The sequence below is a fragment of the Streptomyces sp. NPDC126499 genome, from assembly GCF_040302485.1.
In the GTDB taxonomy this organism is placed as follows: domain Bacteria; phylum Actinomycetota; class Actinomycetes; order Streptomycetales; family Streptomycetaceae; genus Streptomyces.
On sequence record NZ_JBEOUO010000011.1, the window covers coordinates 225,271 to 240,581 of the forward strand.

Annotated in this window: 12 protein-coding genes; 5 read left to right on the forward strand and 7 right to left on the reverse strand. The window is 73.4% G+C overall.

The genetic code is table 11. The features are described 5' to 3' along the window. Nucleotides 1-13 precede the first annotated feature (13 nt). Entirely contained in the window at nt 14-817 is an 804-nt protein-coding gene (locus tag ABTZ91_RS19060) for a crotonase/enoyl-CoA hydratase family protein (protein ID WP_352078326.1), read from the reverse strand. 187 nt (nt 818-1,004) lie between these two features. Between ABTZ91_RS19060 and ABTZ91_RS19065 the strand changes: the two genes are divergently transcribed. Then, the gene (locus tag ABTZ91_RS19065; protein ID WP_352078327.1) at nt 1,005-2,672 is read left to right on the forward strand and encodes an acyl-CoA synthetase; all 1,668 of its coding nucleotides are present in this window, start codon (nt 1,005-1,007) and stop codon (nt 2,670-2,672) included. Nucleotides 2,673-2,759: 87 nt separating this feature from the next. On the opposite strand, the gene ABTZ91_RS19070 is transcribed toward ABTZ91_RS19065, so the two are convergent. Beyond that, entirely contained in the window at nt 2,760-4,280 is a 1,521-nt protein-coding gene (locus ABTZ91_RS19070) for an alpha/beta hydrolase (protein WP_352078328.1), read from the reverse strand. Nucleotides 4,281-4,396: 116 nt separating this feature from the next. Here ABTZ91_RS19070 and ABTZ91_RS19075 point away from each other — a divergent pair, with 116 nt between their 5' ends. Next, a complete protein-coding gene (locus tag ABTZ91_RS19075; RefSeq protein ID WP_352078329.1) occupies nt 4,397-5,227 on the forward strand; it encodes a pentapeptide repeat-containing protein in 831 nt (276 codons plus the stop codon). A gap of 3 nt (nt 5,228-5,230) precedes the next feature. On the opposite strand, the gene ABTZ91_RS19080 is transcribed toward ABTZ91_RS19075, so the two are convergent. From ABTZ91_RS19080 to ABTZ91_RS19095, 4 genes are read right to left on the reverse strand one after another with little or no spacing between them, the layout of a single operon-like run. Beyond that, nucleotides 5,231-6,022, reverse strand: a complete 792-nt coding sequence (locus tag ABTZ91_RS19080; RefSeq protein ID WP_352078330.1) for a GNAT family N-acetyltransferase — start codon at nt 6,020-6,022, stop codon at nt 5,231-5,233. A 43-nt stretch (nt 6,023-6,065) separates the two neighbouring features. Next, nucleotides 6,066-7,277: a cytochrome P450 gene (locus ABTZ91_RS19085; protein ID WP_352078331.1), complete on the reverse strand. Its 1,212-nt coding sequence runs from the start codon at nt 7,275-7,277 to the stop codon at nt 6,066-6,068. Then, complete coding sequence (locus tag ABTZ91_RS19090) at nt 7,274-7,843, reverse strand: cupin domain-containing protein (RefSeq protein ID WP_352078332.1); 570 nt, start codon at nt 7,841-7,843, stop codon at nt 7,274-7,276. Before ABTZ91_RS19090 ends, ABTZ91_RS19085 begins: the two co-directional genes overlap by 4 nt. Before the next feature lie 16 nt (nt 7,844-7,859). Then, a complete protein-coding gene (locus ABTZ91_RS19095; protein WP_352078333.1) occupies nt 7,860-9,092 on the reverse strand; it encodes a cytochrome P450 in 1,233 nt (410 codons plus the stop codon). A 311-nt stretch (nt 9,093-9,403) separates the two neighbouring features. On the opposite strand from ABTZ91_RS19095, the gene paaK reads away from it, so the two are divergent. Together paaK and ABTZ91_RS19105 are read left to right on the forward strand one after the other, a co-directional pair. Then, nucleotides 9,404-10,693, forward strand: coding sequence for a phenylacetate--CoA ligase PaaK (gene paaK / locus ABTZ91_RS19100; protein ID WP_352078334.1), 1,290 nt, complete (start codon nt 9,404-9,406; stop codon nt 10,691-10,693). 40 nt (nt 10,694-10,733) lie between these two features. Further along, complete coding sequence (locus ABTZ91_RS19105; protein ID WP_352078335.1) at nt 10,734-11,117, forward strand: VOC family protein; 384 nt, start codon at nt 10,734-10,736, stop codon at nt 11,115-11,117. A gap of 2 nt (nt 11,118-11,119) precedes the next feature. Here ABTZ91_RS19105 and ABTZ91_RS19110 read toward each other — a convergent pair whose 3' ends face one another. Next, nucleotides 11,120-12,634 (reverse strand): fatty acyl-CoA synthetase, encoded by a 1,515-nt coding sequence (locus ABTZ91_RS19110; RefSeq protein ID WP_352078336.1) that lies wholly within the window; start codon nt 12,632-12,634, stop codon nt 11,120-11,122. Between the two features lie 211 nt (nt 12,635-12,845). Here ABTZ91_RS19110 and ABTZ91_RS19115 point away from each other — a divergent pair, with 211 nt between their 5' ends. Beyond that, nucleotides 12,846-15,305: a penicillin acylase family protein gene (locus ABTZ91_RS19115; protein WP_352078337.1), complete on the forward strand. Its 2,460-nt coding sequence runs from the start codon at nt 12,846-12,848 to the stop codon at nt 15,303-15,305. Nucleotides 15,306-15,311 lie beyond the last annotated feature (6 nt).

Sequence of the window (15,311 nt, forward strand, 5' to 3'; positions counted from 1 at the left end):
CAGCGGAGTCGGGTCACTCCCGGCGGTACACCGGCGGGCGTTTCTCCGCGAAGGCCCTCGCGCCCTCCTGCGCGTCCGCCGTGGCGAAGATCGGCCAGCCGCGCTTCAGCTCGGCCGCCAGGCCCTCCTCCTCGGTCATCTCGGCCGTCTCGTAGACGGAGGCCTTGACGGCCTCCACGGCGAGCGGGCCGCAGGCGTTGACCCGGTCGGCGATCTCCAGGGCGGTGTCGAGCGCCGTGCCGGCCGGGACGACACGGCCCACGAGGCCGATGCGGGCGGCTTCGTCGGCCGTGTACGGGCGGCCGGTGAGGAGCATTTCGAGGGCGTGGGTCCGGGCGATCTGGCGGGGCAGGCGGACCGTGGAGCCGCCGATCGGAAAGAGACCGCGGCGGACCTCGAAGAGGCCGAAGGTGGCGGTGTCGCCGGCGACACGGATGTCGGTGCCCTGGAGGATCTCGGTGCCGCCCGCGACGCAGGGGCCCTCGACGGCGGCGATGACGGGTTTGCGGGGGCGGTGGTGGCGCAGCATCGCCTTCCAGTGCAGGTCGGGGTCGGCGGTCATGCGGTCCCGGTAGCGCTCCCCCTCCATGCCCTTGCCGGCCAGCGCCTTGAGGTCCATGCCCGCGCAGAAGGCCCCGCCGGCGCCGGTGAGGACGACCGAGCGGACGGTGTCGTCGGCGTCGGCGGCGAGCCAGCCGTCGTACAGGCCGACGAGCATCGGCAGCGAGAGCGCGTTCCTGGCCTCGGGCCGGTTCAGGGTGAGGACGAGCGTGGCGCCTTCGCGCCGCACGTCGAGGTGCTCGGTGCTGCCGCCCATGGGCGTCTCCCTCTTCGGTGCCGTCTCCATTTCTGGAACAGGTTGCAGGAGTGGGGAGTTCACTTCAATAGTTTTCTGACACTCAGTCAGATTCTTCTGCGCGTCCCCTTCCCCCCTCCGCCCGTCGGCGCTCTAATGACCGCGCCAGTGACCGACGTCCCGGTCCGGGGCGGGATCAGGAGGAACGGTGGAGTACAACCTTGCCGACCTGTTCGAATCGGTCGTCGACGTGGTCCCCGACCGCGAGGCGCTGGTCTACGTCGACCACCCCGGCACCGGCGCCGAGCGCCGCCTCACCTACGCCGGACTGGACGCCGCGGCCAACCGGCTCGCCCACCACCTCGTCGACGCGGGACTGCGGCCCGGCGAGCACCTCGGCCTGCACCTGTACAACGGCGTCGAGTACCTGCAGACCGTGCTGGCCTGCCTCAAGGCCCGGCTCGTACCGGTGAACGTCAACTACCGTTACGTGGCGGAGGAGCTGGTCTACCTCTACCGGGACGCCGACCTGGCGGCGCTGGTCTTCGACGCGGAGTTCACGGACCGGGTGGCGGCGGCGGTGCCTCGGACGGAGAAGCTGCGGCACCTCGTGCGGGTGGGGACCCCCCGCGGGGACGCCTCGGCGCTCGACTGCGTGGACTTCGCGGCGGCGGAGGCGGCCGGTTCGCCCGGACGCGGTTTCGGTCCGCGGTCGGGCGACGACCTCTTCATCATCTACACCGGCGGCACCACGGGCATGCCCAAGGGCGTGATGTGGCGCCAGGAGGACCTGTTCTTCGCCGGACTGTTCGGCGGCGACCCGAGCGGGGAACCGGTCAAGCGCCCCGAGGAGCTGGCCGAACGCGTGGCGGCGGGCGGGGCGGGGATCACCTTCTTCCCCACTCCTCCGCTGATGCACGGCACGTCCACGCTCACCTCGTTCATCGCCTTCGACTACGGGCAGCGGGTGGTGATCCACCGCAAGTACGTGCCCGAGGAGGTGCTGCGCACCATCGAGAAGGAGAAGGTGTCCAGCGTCTCGCTGGTGGGCGACGCGATGCTGCGGCCGCTGGTCGACGCCCTTCAGGGACCGCTCAAGGGCACCGACCTGTCCTCGCTGTTCAGCCTGTCCTCCTCCGGGGCGATCATGTCGGACACCGTGCGCGACCAGTTCCGGGCGCTCGCGCCCCACGTGCTGCTGCTCGACAACTTCGGCTCCTCCGAGTCCGGTTCCAACGGCCGGGCGACCGCCGACGCGGGGCCCGGGAAGGGCTTCCGGCTGCACGTCAACGAGCGTACGAAGGTGGTCGACCCGGCCACCCGCGAACCCGTCGCGGTCGGCGAGATCGGCCGGCTCGCCCAGCGCGGCCACGTCCCCCTCGGCTACTACAACGACCCGGCGAAGACCGCCGAGACCTTCTTCCGGAAGGGTGACGAGCGCTGGGTGCTCCTCGGCGACATGGCGACCGTCGACGAGGAGGGCATCGTCACGGTCCTCGGCCGCGGCTCGCAGTGCATCAACACCGGGGGCGAGAAGGTCTATCCGGAGGAGGTCGAGCAGGCCCTCAAGTCCCATCCGGACGTGTACGACGCCCTGGTGGCCGGAGTGCCGGACCCCACGTGGGGCAACCACGTGGCCGCCGTGGTCCAGCTGCGCGCCGGATCCCCGCCCCTGGACCTGGCGGCGCTCCAGTCCCACTGCCGCACCCGGCTCGCCGGCTACAAGGTGCCGCGCCGGCTCGTCCTGACCGACCGCATCCAGCGCTCCCCCAGCGGCAAGGCGGACTACCGCTGGGCCCGCTCGGTGGCGGCGGAGGCGGCCGCCGCGACGGGTTCCCGAGCCGCCCCGGACTCATGCGCGGCCACGGACTCCTGAGCGGCCACGGGTTTCCGAGCCGCCGCGGACTCCTGAGCGGTCACGGGTTTCCGAGCCGCCACGCACTCCCGGAGCCGGATCGCATCGCTAGACCCCGAACTCCCGCAGCGCCGCGAGGAACTCGGCGGGCCGGGTCTCGTGGACCAGGTGGCCCGTGTCGATCGTGACGAGCCGGGCGTCCGGAAGGCGTCCGGCCATCCAGGCGAGGTGCTCCTGCGGCAGGTGGCTGGTCGCGCCGCCGCCGACGAGCAGGGTGGGTGCGGTGATCGCGGGCAGGTCGTCGCGCCAGGCCGGGTCGGGCTCGTTCAGCTGGGCGTCGGTCGCGGCGATCACCGCCCAGTCGAAGGCGAGCGGCCCGTCCGGAGGCTCTGCAGGGCCGCGCGGCGGGTCCAGCGGGAAGAACACCGGGGCGTCCTCCAGGACCAGCCGGCCGATCAGTGCCGGCTGGCGCTGGGCGAGCAGATACGCGGCCGCCCCGCCCATCGAGTGGGCGACGACCGTGGCACCGGTCAGGCCGAGGGCCTTCAGGAAGCCGCCGATCTCGTCGCGGAAGTCGTCGAAGCCGTAGCCGCCCGGCCGGTCGCTCAGCCCGTGGCCGCGCAGGTCGGGCGCGTACACCCGGCGGTCGGCCGACAGCTCCGCCGCGATCACGCTCCAGTCGGTGCCGTCGCCGCCCCGGCCGTGCACGAGCACCACCGGCGGGGCGTCCTCCGGGCCGGTGACCCGGTAGGCGAGGCGGACCCCGCCGACGGTGACGGTACGGACGTCCGGGTCCAGGAAGGCGGCGACCGGGCGCACGAACGCCCCCGGGTCGTCGACCCACGGGAAGTGCCCGGCGGCCGGCTGGACGACGAGTTCGGCGTGCGGGAAGCAGGCGGCGATCTCGGCGGCCTTCGCGGGCGTCGGTCCGCCGTCGTACCCGCCCGCGAGGACGAGGACCGGGGCGGTCAGCTCCCGCAGCGCCCGCCGGGTGGCCTCGGGATCGAAGGCGCCCTCGCCGTAGAAGGCGCGCGCGGCGGCCCAGTTGGTCTGCTCCTGGAGACCGGCGGCGTGCGCCTGCGCGGTCTCGTCCCAGCGGCCGTACGCGAAGGGCATCGCGAGGGTCATGACCTCCGGCATCGGGGTGTCGGGGCCGGCCGCGTCCAGGGCCGCCCGCGCTTCGGCGTACCAGGGCTCGCCGGCGTGCACCTCGGCGGCCTCGTCCCACTCCTCGTCGGTGGAGCTGATGCCGACCGCCCGGCCGCCCGGGGTGACCAGGACGAGCGAGCGGACCCGCTGGGGGTGGGCCGCGGCGTACAGGAGGGCGAGGTTGCCGCCCGCGGAGTGGCCGAGGAGGTCGATCCGGTCGAGACCGAGGTGGGCACGCAACGCCTCGACGTCGGCGACCTGGCGGTCGCAGCGGTAGCTCGCGGGGTCGGCGGGGACGTCGCTGCCGCCGGTGCCGCGTGGGTCGAGCACGATCAGGGCGCGGTGGGCGGTCAGTCCTCCGAGGTCGCCGAGGTAGGAGGCGTCACGCAGGGGGCCGCCGGGCAGGACGAGCAGGGGCTCTCCCGTCCCGAGGGTCCGATAGGAGAGGCCGGTTCCGTCGTACGTCCTGAACTGAGGCATGCCGTCGATCATGGACGCGGGCGGAAGGGCGCGGCAATGGGGTTCGCCGAGAGCGCGATACGGTGGGATGTCCGCCGACGCCTTCCGCCGCCACCAGCTAAGGAACCCGTTTCACCGTGTCCGAGACCCGTCAGGCCGAGAACCTCCCGGTCGAGCTGCGCGGTGACTGCGCGAACTGCTTCGGGCTGTGCTGTGTGGCGCTGCCCTTCGCCAAGTCCCAGGACTTCGCCGTGAACAAGTCCTCCGGCCAGGCGTGCCGGAACCTCCAGGAGGACTTCCGCTGCGGCATCCACACCCGGCTGCGGGACAGCGGCTTTCCCGGCTGCACCGTGTACGACTGCTTCGGCGCGGGCCAGCAGGTCTCGCAGGTCACCTTCGGCGGCGTGTCCTGGCGGGACGCTCCGGGCAGCGCACGGCAGATGTACGAGGTGTTCCCGGTGATGCGCCAGCTGTACGAGCTGCTGCGCTACCTCACCGAGGCGCGCGCCCACGCCGCCACCCGCCCGCTGCACCGGGACCTCGACGGGGCGCTGGCCCGAGTGACGGAGCTGACCGGGGGCGAGCCTGCCGATCTGGAGCGGCTGGACGTCGGCCCGGTGCGGGCCGAGGTGAACGCGCTGCTCCTGGAAAGCAGCTCGCTGGTCCGCGCGGCGGCCGGCGGCAGGCCGAAGAGCCGGCGGGGCGCCGACCTGATCGGGGCGCGCCTGCGCGGGGCGAAGCTGCGGGGCGCCGACCTGCGCGGCGCCCTCCTGATCGCGGCCGACCTCACCGGCGCGGACCTCTCCCTGACCGACCTGATCGGCGCGGACCTCAGGGACGCCGACCTCTCGGGCGCGGACCTGACCGGCGCCCTGTTCCTCACCCAGCCCCAGCTGAACTCCGCCCGCGGCGACGCGTCCACCCGCCTGCCGGAGGGCTTCGAGCGCCCGGGGCACTGGGCCCGTTAGTCCTCAGCCTGCCGCCGCCCCGGCCTCGTACACGTACGGCGTCGTCGTCGTCAGTTCCTCGAACCCCAGCCGCGCAAGGATCGGGCGGCTGGTCGGGGCCGCGTCGACCTGGAGGTAGGGGTAGCCGCGGGCGGCGGCGAGGTGGGCGCGGTGGGTGACGAGGGCGCGGTAGAGGCCGCGGCCGCGCCAGGGTGCGACGGTGCCGCCGCCGTAGAGGCCGGCGAAGTCGGTGCCGGGCTGGAGGTCGAGGCGGGCGGCGCTGACGGGTTCGCCGTGGGCGAGGGCGACGACGGCGGCGACCGTGCCGGGGGCGGCGGCGAGCTGGTCGAGGAGGCGGCGGCCGAGGGCGGAGGAGTCGGTGCCGAAGGCCCGCTCGTGGACCTCGACCACCATCCGTACGCCGGTCTCGTCGGTGACCGGTCGTATCTCCACACCTTCGGGAAGGCCCTCGTGCACCGGCAGGGCGGTCGCCTCGGCGACCATCACGGTCTCCTCCTCCTCGGGGGTGAAGCCGGCGGCGAGGAGGCGGGCGGCGAGGTCGGCGGGGCCGTCGTGGCCGTGGAGCTTCCATTCGAAGGTGCGGCCGGCGGCCCGGAAGTGGCGGATCTGGGCGGCGATGGCCGCGTCGGCGTCGTACGGGCCGAGCCCCGACCACAGGACGCCGTTCCAGCCGTGCGCGGGCCCGGTCTGGCGGACGACGAGGCCGTCGCGTTCGACCCGGGCGCCCGGCCCGTCGGGGCGGGCGCCGATGCGGAGCTGCCGGTCGTAGCGGGTGCGCAGTGAGGTGAGGTCCATGGCCCCCACCCCAGCACCGGCCGGGGCCGTGGCGCCAGCGGATTTACCAGGTGACGGGCAGGGTCTCCGGTCCGCGGTTGACGGAGCCGGTGCGCCAGACGAGCCGCTCGGGCGGGACGGCGAGCGCGAGGCCGGGGAAGCGGGCGAGCAGGGTGGCGAGCATGACCTCGGCCTCCATGCGGGCGAGCTGGGCCCCGGCGCAGTAGTGCGCGCCGTGGCCGAAGGCGAGGTGGGGGGCCTCGTCGCGGGTGAGGTCGAGGCGGTCGGGGTCGGTGAAGACGGCGGGGTCGCGATTGGCGGCCGGGTAGAACACGTACACCGCCTCGCCCTCGCGGATGGTGACCCCGCCGACGTCGAGGTCGGCGGTGGCGACCCTGGGCATGCCGACGCCGCCCCGCTGCGGGATGTAGCGGAGCAGTTCGTCGACGGCGCGGGGCAGGCCGTCGGGGTCGGCGCGGAGCTTCGCCGTCTGGTCGGGGTGGACGAGGAGCACGTACACCATGGTGGAGACGATGTTGCGGACGGCGTCGAGGCCGTTGAGGGTGAGCATCACCGCAAGGGAGACCAGTTCGGGGGTGCTGATCTTGCCGGCGGTACGGGCGGCGGCGAGTTCGCTGATCAGGTCGTCGGCGGGGTGTGCGGCGCGGTGCCGGGCGAGGTCGGCGAAGTAGCCGGCGATGTCCTTCTTGACGGTGTCGCCGTCGGCGGCGGTGGTGTCGTGGCGCAGGAGCCGGGCGCGCCAGTCCTGGACGCGGTCGAGGTCGGCGGCGGGTACGCCGAGGAGTTCGGCGACCACGCCGGCCGACAGGGGGCCGATGAAGGTCTCGGTGAGGTCGGCGGGCGGGCCGTGGTCGAGGGTGCGCAGGGCGAGACCGTCGGCGACGCGGGCGGTGTGCGCGCGCAGGGCCCTGGTGCGGCGGCGGCCGAAGGTGGGGGCGATGAGTTTGCGCAGCCGGGTGTGGTCGGGCGGGTCGGCGCGGCCGACGCCGCCGGCCGGGGCGAGGGTGTGCGGGGTGGTGCTGGTGATCGGCCGGCCGACGGTGAGTGCCCGGCTCATGCGCGGGTCGGACGCGATCCGTTTGACGTCCTCGTAGCGGGTGACGAGCCAGGCGTGGCCCTCGCCGTGCGGCAGCCGGATGCGGGCGACCGGCTCCTCGTGGAGGAGCCGGTACGGCAGGGGGTCGAACTCCGTGGCGGGCAGCGGGACCATGGCCCAGTCGTGGACGACGGGGCCGGGCCGCTCGGGTGGGGTCATGGGGCGGGCGTCGTCTCCTGGCGGGCTCCGGCGTCGTGCCGGAGGGGGGTGATCTGTTCGATGTCGTAGCGGCGGCGGAGCCGCTCGATGGCCTCGTGGTCGACGGGGCCGCCGGAGCCGAGGATCTCCATGAGCTCCTCGAAGTACCGCTCGTGGTCGGGCGGCGGTGACGCCTGGAAGAGCATGCGGACGGGCTCGCCGGTGGGGTTGGCGAAGGCGTGCGGGCAGCCGGGCGGGACCAGCATGAGGGTGCCGGCGGTGGCCCGTACGGCCCGCTGCCCGGAGGCGGACTCCCAGGCGCGCCAGCTGTCGGGGGTGCGGACCAGCGGTTCGAAGGCGAGGACGTCGAGCTCGCCTTCGAGGACGTAGAAGAGTTCCTCGCTGTGCCCGTGGGCGTGGGCGCCGACGTCGAATCCGGGCGGGACGACGACCTCGAAGGTGGAGGCGGTACGGGTGTGCTCGCCGGTCACCTTGAAGGTGACGTGCTGGGCGGCGGTGGTCAGGGTCTTGCCGTGTCCGGGCGGCACGATGAGGCCGCCGCCCGGTCCGATGGCGGTGGCGGTCACGGGGTCGCGGGTCCTCTCACCAGGTGACGGGCAGGGTCTCGGGGCCGCGGATGAGGGCGCCGCGCTGCCAGCGGATCTCCTCCTCGGGGACGGCCAGCCTGAGGTCGGGGAAGCGGGTCCACAGGGAGTCGAGGAGGATCTCGGACTCGATGCGGGCGAGGGCGGAGCCGGGGCAGTAGTGCGGGCCGTGTCCGAAGGCGACGTGCGGGTTGTGGCCGCGGTCGAAGTCGAGCTTCTCCGGGTCGGGGAAGACGGACGGGTCGCGGTTGGCGGTGAGGTAGGAGACGTAGACGGGGTCGCCCGCGGGGATGGTGACGCCGCCGACCTCGACGTCCTCCAGGGCGATCCGGGAGAGGCCGACGGCGTTGCGGTGGGGGATGTAGCGGAGCAGTTCGTCCACGGCCCGCGGGAGGAGTGCGGGTTCGGAGCGCAGCCGGGCCAGGTGCTCGGGGTGGGTGAGCAGGGCGTAGACCATGTTGGCGCTGTTGTTGCGGACGGCGTGGGCGCCGCCGATCTGGATGAGGACGGCGAGGCCGACGGCCTCCTGCTCGTCGAGGGTGGTGTCGTCGACGGCGTCGGCGAGGACGGCGGCGAGGAACTCCTTGCCGGTGCCGTGGCTGCGTCCGATGAGTTCGGTGAAGTAGCGGGCCATCTCGGCCTTGGCCTTCTCGCTGGCCTCGCGTCCGGCGCCGGCGGAGATGATGGTGTCGGACCACTGCGCCATGAGGGGCTGGTCGCCCTCGGGGACGCCCATGAGCTCGCTGACCATGGCGAGCGGGAAGGGCCGGTTGACCAGGTCCATGAGGTCGGCGGGCGGGCCGTGTTCCTCCAGCCGGTCGAGGAGCCGGTCCATGACGTCCTGGGCGTGGTCGCGCAGGGAGCGCAGGGCGCGGGCGCTGAAGGCGCGGGCGACGACGCGGCGCATCCGGGTGTGGTCGGGCGGGTCGGCGAAGCCGACGGCCCCTTCCATGGGGATGAAGTGGGGCGCGAGCCGCGTGATGGAGCGTCCGTAGACGGCCTGGCGGCTGAAGCGGGGGTCGACGGAGACGAACTTGACGTCCTCGTAGCGGGTGACGAGCCAGGCGTGGCCCTCGCCGTGCGGGAGGCGGACGCGGGTGACGGGGTCCTCGTGGAGGAGCTTGGCGAGGAGGGGGTCGAATTCCAGGCCGGTGAGGTCGGGGACGGCCCAGAAGTGGACCTGGGGTCCGGCCGTGTCGTCGGGGGTCTCGGGGTTCGTGGTCGTGGTCATCGGGCCACCGCCGCTGAGGTGCGGAGCGCGCTGTCGGACATGACGGTCCATTCGTCCGGGGGCGGGCAGGGGAAGCCGGACGGCCTCATCGTCGTCCTCTTCCCTCCCCCGGTGCGGGTGCCGCGCCCGGGCGGGCAATGGCACCCGAAGAGAGGAGCGCGCCGTGGCGTCGTCTCGTGTCCCCTGCCGAGTCGGGAAAACCGGCGCCGCCCTCTTGCCAGGACGGGGGGCGTCCCGGTTTAACTGGGCCGCAATGGATCAACCGAATGATCGGTCGCCCGGTGGGGCGGGCGGAGGGAGCGGAGCGGCGCATGGACGACCTGCTGGACGCGGGCGAACGGCTCGGACGCGACGAGCTGGAGGCCCTCCAGCTGGAGCGGCTGCGCGCCACCCTGCGGCACGCGTACGAGAACGTGGCGTTCTACCGGCGCTCCTTCGACGCGGCGGGCGTCCGCCCGGAGGACTGCGGCGCGCTCGCCGACCTGGCCCGGTTCCCCTTCACCGCCAAGGCGGATCTGCGCGAGCACTACCCGTTCGGGATGTTCGCGGTCGACCCGTCCGAGATCCGCCGCATCCACGCCTCCAGTGGGACGACCGGGCGGCCGACCGTCGTCGGCTACACCGAGCGGGACCTCGACACCTGGGCGGACGTGGTGGCCCGCTCGCTGCGCGCGGCCGGCGTCCGTCCGGGCCACAAGGTGCACGTGGCGTACGGGTACGGGCTCTTCACCGGCGGCCTCGGCGCGCACTACGGCGCCGAGCGGCTCGGCTGCACGGTGATCCCCGCCTCCGGCGGCATGACCGCCCGGCAGGTGCGGCTGATCCAGGACTTCCGGCCCGAGGTCATCATGGTGACGCCCTCGTACATGCTCACGCTGCTCGACGAGTTCGAGCGCCAGGGCATCGACCCGCGCGGCACCTCCCTGAAGGTCGGCGTGTTCGGCGCCGAGCCGTGGACGGAGGAGATGCGCCGGGAGATCGAGGAGCGGTTCGCGCTCGACGCGGTCGACATCTACGGGCTCTCGGAGGTGATCGGGCCGGGTGTGGCGCAGGAGTGCGTGGAGACCAAGGACGGCCTCCACATCTGGGAGGACCATTTCCTTCCCGAGATCGTGGACCCGGTCACCGGCGAGGTGCTGCCGGACGGGGAGGAGGGGGAGCTGGTCTTCACGTCCCTGACCAAGGAGGCCATGCCGGTGGTGCGCTACCGCACCCGCGACCTGACCCGGCTGCTGCCCGGGACGGCACGGGTCTTCCGGCGCATGGAGAAGGTCACGGGCCGCAGCGACGACATGGTGATCGTGCGCGGGGTGAACCTCTTCCCCACCCAGATCGAGGAGATCGTCCTGCGCACACCCGCCGTGGCGCCGCACTTCCAGCTGCGGCTGACCCGCGAGGGCCGTCTCGACGCCCTGACCGTACGGGCCGAGGCGCGCCCGGGGGCGACGCCGGAGCAGCGCGAGGAGGCGGCCCGGGCGATCGCGGCGGCGGTCAAGGACGGGATCGGCGTCTCGGTCGCGGTCGAGGTGGTCGACCCGGAGAGCCTGGAGCGGAGCGTGGGCAAGATCCGGCGGATCGTGGACCTGCGGGGCGAGCACTGAGCACGCCCGCTGCGTAGCCTGGAAGGAGGAGGTGGTTGCGATGCTGGCGGACTCTCCCGTGGCCGCGATCATTCCGGCCAAGGATCTGGACCGGGCGAAGCGCTTCTACACCGAGACCCTGGGATTCACCCTGACGAAGGAGTCTCCCGAGGACACCCGGCTGGAGGGCGGCGGCTCGATCCTCGGTCTCTACGAGACCCCCTATGGCGGCCAGGCCCAGCACACCCTGGCCAGCTTCAAGGTCGACGATCTCGACGCGTCCATGTCGGAGCTGCGCGAGAAGGGCGTGACGTTCGAGCAGTACGACCTTCCGGATCTGAAGACGGTCGACGGCGTCGTCGAGACGGACACCCTGCGGGGCAGCTGGTTCAAGGACAGTGAGGGCAACATTCTCTGCATGATGGAGGACAAGAGCCAGGGCTGAGCTCAGGAGGCGCCGAAGCGGTCCCGCAGCTCCCGCTTGAGGATCTTGCCGCTGGCGTTGCGGGGCAGCGACTCCACGAGGAACACCCGCTTCGGTGCCTTGAAGTGGGCGAGGCGGTCGCGCGCGTGGGCGAGGAGCTCGGCCTCGGTGACCTCGCCGCGGGGGACGACGAAGGCGGTGACCGCCTCGATCCAGCGCGCGTCGGGGAGGCCGACGACGGCCGTCTCGGCGACGGCCGGATGGGTGTAGAGCGCGTCCTCGACCTGCCGGGAGGCGACGAGGACGCCGCCGGAGTTGATGACGTCCTTGACCCGGTCGACGACGGTGAAGTAGCCCTCCGCGTCGCGCACGGCGAGGTCGCCCGAGCGGAACCAGCCGCCTCGGAACGCCTCCTTGGTCTCGTCCGGCTTGTCCCAGTAGCCGGCGCACAACTGCGGGGAACGGTAGACGACTTCGCCGGGGGTGCCGTCCGGCACGTCCCTGCCGTCCTCGTCCACGACCTTCGCCTCGACGTACCGGACGGGGCGTCCGCAGGAGTCCATCCGGCCCTCGTGCTCGTCGGGGCCGAGGACGGTGGCGAGCGGGCCGATCTCCGACTGTCCGAAGCAGTTGTAGAAGCGCAGGGACGGCAGGCGGGAGCGCAGCCGCTCCAGGACCGGCACGGGCATGATCGAGGCGCCGTAGTAGGCCTTGCGCAGCGCGGAGAGGTCGCGGTCGGCGAAGTCGGGGTGGTTCGCGAGTCCGATCCACACGGTGGGCGGGGCGAACAGGCTGTCGCAGCGGCCCGTCGCGACGAGGTCGAGGAGGAGCACGGGATCGGGCCCGTCGACGATGGTGTTCTCCGCGCCGACCGCGAGATACGGCAGCAGGAAGACGTGCGTCTGCGCCGAGTGGTACAGCGGCAGCGAGTGCACCGGCCGGTCGTCCTCGTGCAGGTCGAGGGCCTCGATCGCGCTCGCGTACTCGTGGACGAGCGCCCGGTGGGTCATCATCGCGCCCTTGGGCAGGGCGGTGGTGCCCGAGGTGTAGAGCAGCTGGACCAGATCGCGGGCGTCGTGGTCGGTGTCGTACGTGTCGGGGCGGTCGGTGACCTCCGTGAGGAGCGACCCGGGGGCGTCCCGCAGCGGCCGCACGGTGAAGCCGTCGGGGACGCGCCCGGCGAGGGCCGGGTCGGCGAGGACGAGCGCACTGCCCGACTGCTCCAGGATGTACGTGAGGTCGTCGCCGGTGAGGTGGTGGTTGACCGGCACGTGGATCAGGCCCGCGCGGGCGCAGGCCAGGAAGGCGATCAGGTAGGCGTCGGAGTTGTGCCCGTACGTCGCCACGCGGGCGTACTCGTCCAGGCCCCAGCGCTCGCGCAGCACGGCCGCGGCGGTCGTGACGGCGGCGTCCAGTTCGGCGTAGGTCCAGGTCCGGTCCGCGTAGCGCACGGCGATCCGGTCGGGGACGCGCTGGGCGCTCATGCGCAGCACACCGTCGACGGTACGGGTGAGCAGTCTGCGCGGTACTCGGTCCATGGCTGGTGATCCTCCGTGGGGGCGGGCGGAACGGTCAAGTACCCGGAGGGCGCGTGCCGGACGGGCGGAGCGCCGTCGGCGACCGCGCACCCGTATCGACCCGCGCCGACCCGTGCGGGCCTCGGATACCGAACGGCATGTTGACAAAGCAAGCGCTCAGCTGAGTGCATGGCCCCAACCCGCATGACAGACATGCTCGTTGGGAGGCACGTTGCACTTCCGCACCTTCTTCCCCGCCCGGCTGAGGCGGCCGGCGCTCGTCGGCGCCGCCCTCCTCACGGTCACCGCCTCGCTGCCGGCGGCGGCCGTGGCGGACCCGGCCGACCGGACCCACCGCCCCTCGGACCGGGGCCTGTCGGCCGTCATCCGGTACACCGAGTACGGCATCCCGCACATCGTCGGCAAGGACTACGCGAGCCTCGGCTTCGGCACCGGCTGGGCGCAGGCCGCGGACCAGGTCTGCGTGCTGGCCGACGGGTTCGTGACGGTGAACGGCGAGCGCTCGCGCCATTTCGGCCCGGACGCGGCACCCGACGGCTCGCTGTCCTCGGCGACGAGCAACCTGTCCAGTGATCTGTTCTTCCGCGGGGTGAAGGAGGCGGGGACGGTCGAGGCGGTGCTGGCCCGGCCCGCCCCGGCCGGGCCGAGCCGGCAGCTGGCAGAGCTGATGCGCGGCTGGGCGGCCGGCTACAACGCCTGGCTGCGGAAGAACCGGGTCACCGATCCGGCCTGCGCGGGCGCCGCCTGGGTGCGGCCGGTCACGGCGCTCGACGTGGCCCGCCGCGGCTGGGCGGTCGCCGTCCTCGGCGGCCAGGGCCGGGCCGTTGAGGGCATCGTCGCGGCCCGTCCGCCGGCCGCGGCGGGCGGAGCCGAGGGCACCTCCACGGCGGGCGGGACCGGCGGCGCGGGGCCGCGCGGATCCGGGCTGTCCGGGTCGGGGCTGCCCGACCCGGCCCGTACGGCCCAGGCGGCCCGTGCGCTGCTCGCGGCCGAGAACGCCACCATGGGGTCCAACGCGGTCGCCTTCCAGGGCTCGACCACCGCGAACGGGCGCGGGCTGCTGCTCGGCAACCCGCACTACCCCTGGCACGGCGGCCGGCGCTTCTGGCAGTCGCAGCAGACCATCCCCGGCGAGCTGAACGTCTCCGGCGCCTCCTTGCTCGGCACCACCGTCGTCAACATCGGCTTCAACGACAAGGTCGCCTGGAGCCACACCGTCGCCACCGGCGTCCCGTTCAACCTGCACCAGCTCGCCCTCGACCCGGCCGACCCCACCGTGTACCTGGTGGACGGCAGGCCCGAGAAGATGACCCCGCGCACGGTCACGGTCCCGGTCAAGGGCGGCGCCCCGGTCACCCGCACCCAGTGGTGGACCCGGTACGGGCCGGTCGTCACCGGGCTCGGCTCGCAGCTGCCGCTCCCGTGGACCGCGACGACGGCCTTCGCGCTGAACGACCCGAACGCGGCGAACCTGCGGGGCTCCGACACCGCGCTCGGCTTCGCGAAGTCCCGCTCGACCGGCGACATGGCCGACGCGCTGCGCCGCACCCAGGGGCTGCCGTGGGTGAACACCATCGCCGCCGACTCCGCCGGGCACACCCTGTTCACCCAGGCGCAGGTGCTGCCGCGGATCACCGACGACCTGGACCGGCGCTGTTCCACCCCGCTCGGCCGCGCCACCTATCCGGCGTCGGGCATCGCGGTGATCGACGGCTCGCGCGGTGACTGCGCGCTCGGGTCCGACCCGGACGCCGTGCAGCCCGGGGTGTTCGGGCCCGCGCGGATGCCGGTGCTGCGGGACGCCCCGTACCTGGCGAACTCCAACGACAGCGCCTGGCTCACCCACGCCGACCGGCCCCTCACCGGCTACGAGCGGATCTTCGGCACCATCGGCACCCCGCGGTCGCTGCGCACCCGTGGCGGGATCGAGGACGTGGCGGCCATGGCCGGGCGGGGCCGTCTGACCGTGGCCGACCTGCAGCGGCAGCAGTTCGCGAACCGGGCTCCGGCCGGTGACATGGCGGCGGCCGACACGGCCCGCGCCTGCGCGACGGTGCTCGTCGACGATCCGGAGGCCTGCCGGGTGATAGGCGCCTGGGACCGCACGATGGACACCGGCAGCCGGGGCGCGCTGCTCTTCGACCGCTTCTGGCGGAAGTTCACGGCGGCGGCGAAGCCGGCCGACCAGTGGAAGGTGCCGTTCTCCGCGGCGGATCCGGTGCGCACCCCGCACACCGTCAACACGGACTCCCCCGCCTTCGCCGCCGCCCTGAAGGCCGCGGTGGCGGAGCTGCGGGCGGCCGGGATCGCCCTCGACGCCCCGCTCGGGGAGCACCAGTTCGTGGTACGGAACGGGGCGCGGATCCCGGTGAGCGGGGGCACGGAGTCGCTGGGCGTCTGGAACAAGACCGAGCCCGTGTGGAACCCGGCGGGCGGCGGTTACACGGAGGTGGCGCACGGCACCAGCCATGTGCAGGCGGTGGGGTGGGACGGCGGCCGCTGCCCGGTGGCCCGCACCCTGCTGACGTACTCCCAGTCCTCGGACCCGGCTTCGGCGCACCACAGTGACCAGACCCGGCTGTACGCGGGCGAGCGCTGGGTGACCTCCCGGTTCTGCGAGAAGGACATCCTGCGCTCGCCGGAGCTGAGGATCGTGGTCGTCCGGGACTGAGCCTCC

Coding starts and splice junctions, on each gene's coding strand:
- ABTZ91_RS19095 (WP_352078333.1), bottom strand. CDS start 9,092: ATGACCACGACCACGAACCCCGAGACCCCCGACGACACGGCCGGACCC.
- ABTZ91_RS19085 (WP_352078331.1), bottom strand. CDS start 7,277: ATGACCCCACCCGAGCGGCCCGGCCCCGTCGTCCACGACTGGGCCATG.
- ABTZ91_RS19070 (WP_352078328.1), bottom strand. CDS start 4,280: ATGCCTCAGTTCAGGACGTACGACGGAACCGGCCTCTCCTATCGGACC.
- ABTZ91_RS19080 (WP_352078330.1), bottom strand. CDS start 6,022: ATGGACCTCACCTCACTGCGCACCCGCTACGACCGGCAGCTCCGCATC.
- ABTZ91_RS19105 (WP_352078335.1), top strand. CDS start 10,734: ATGCTGGCGGACTCTCCCGTGGCCGCGATCATTCCGGCCAAGGATCTG.
- ABTZ91_RS19060 (WP_352078326.1), bottom strand. CDS start 817: ATGGGCGGCAGCACCGAGCACCTCGACGTGCGGCGCGAAGGCGCCACG.
- ABTZ91_RS19110 (WP_352078336.1), bottom strand. CDS start 12,634: ATGGACCGAGTACCGCGCAGACTGCTCACCCGTACCGTCGACGGTGTG.
- paaK (WP_352078334.1), top strand. CDS start 9,404: ATGGACGACCTGCTGGACGCGGGCGAACGGCTCGGACGCGACGAGCTG.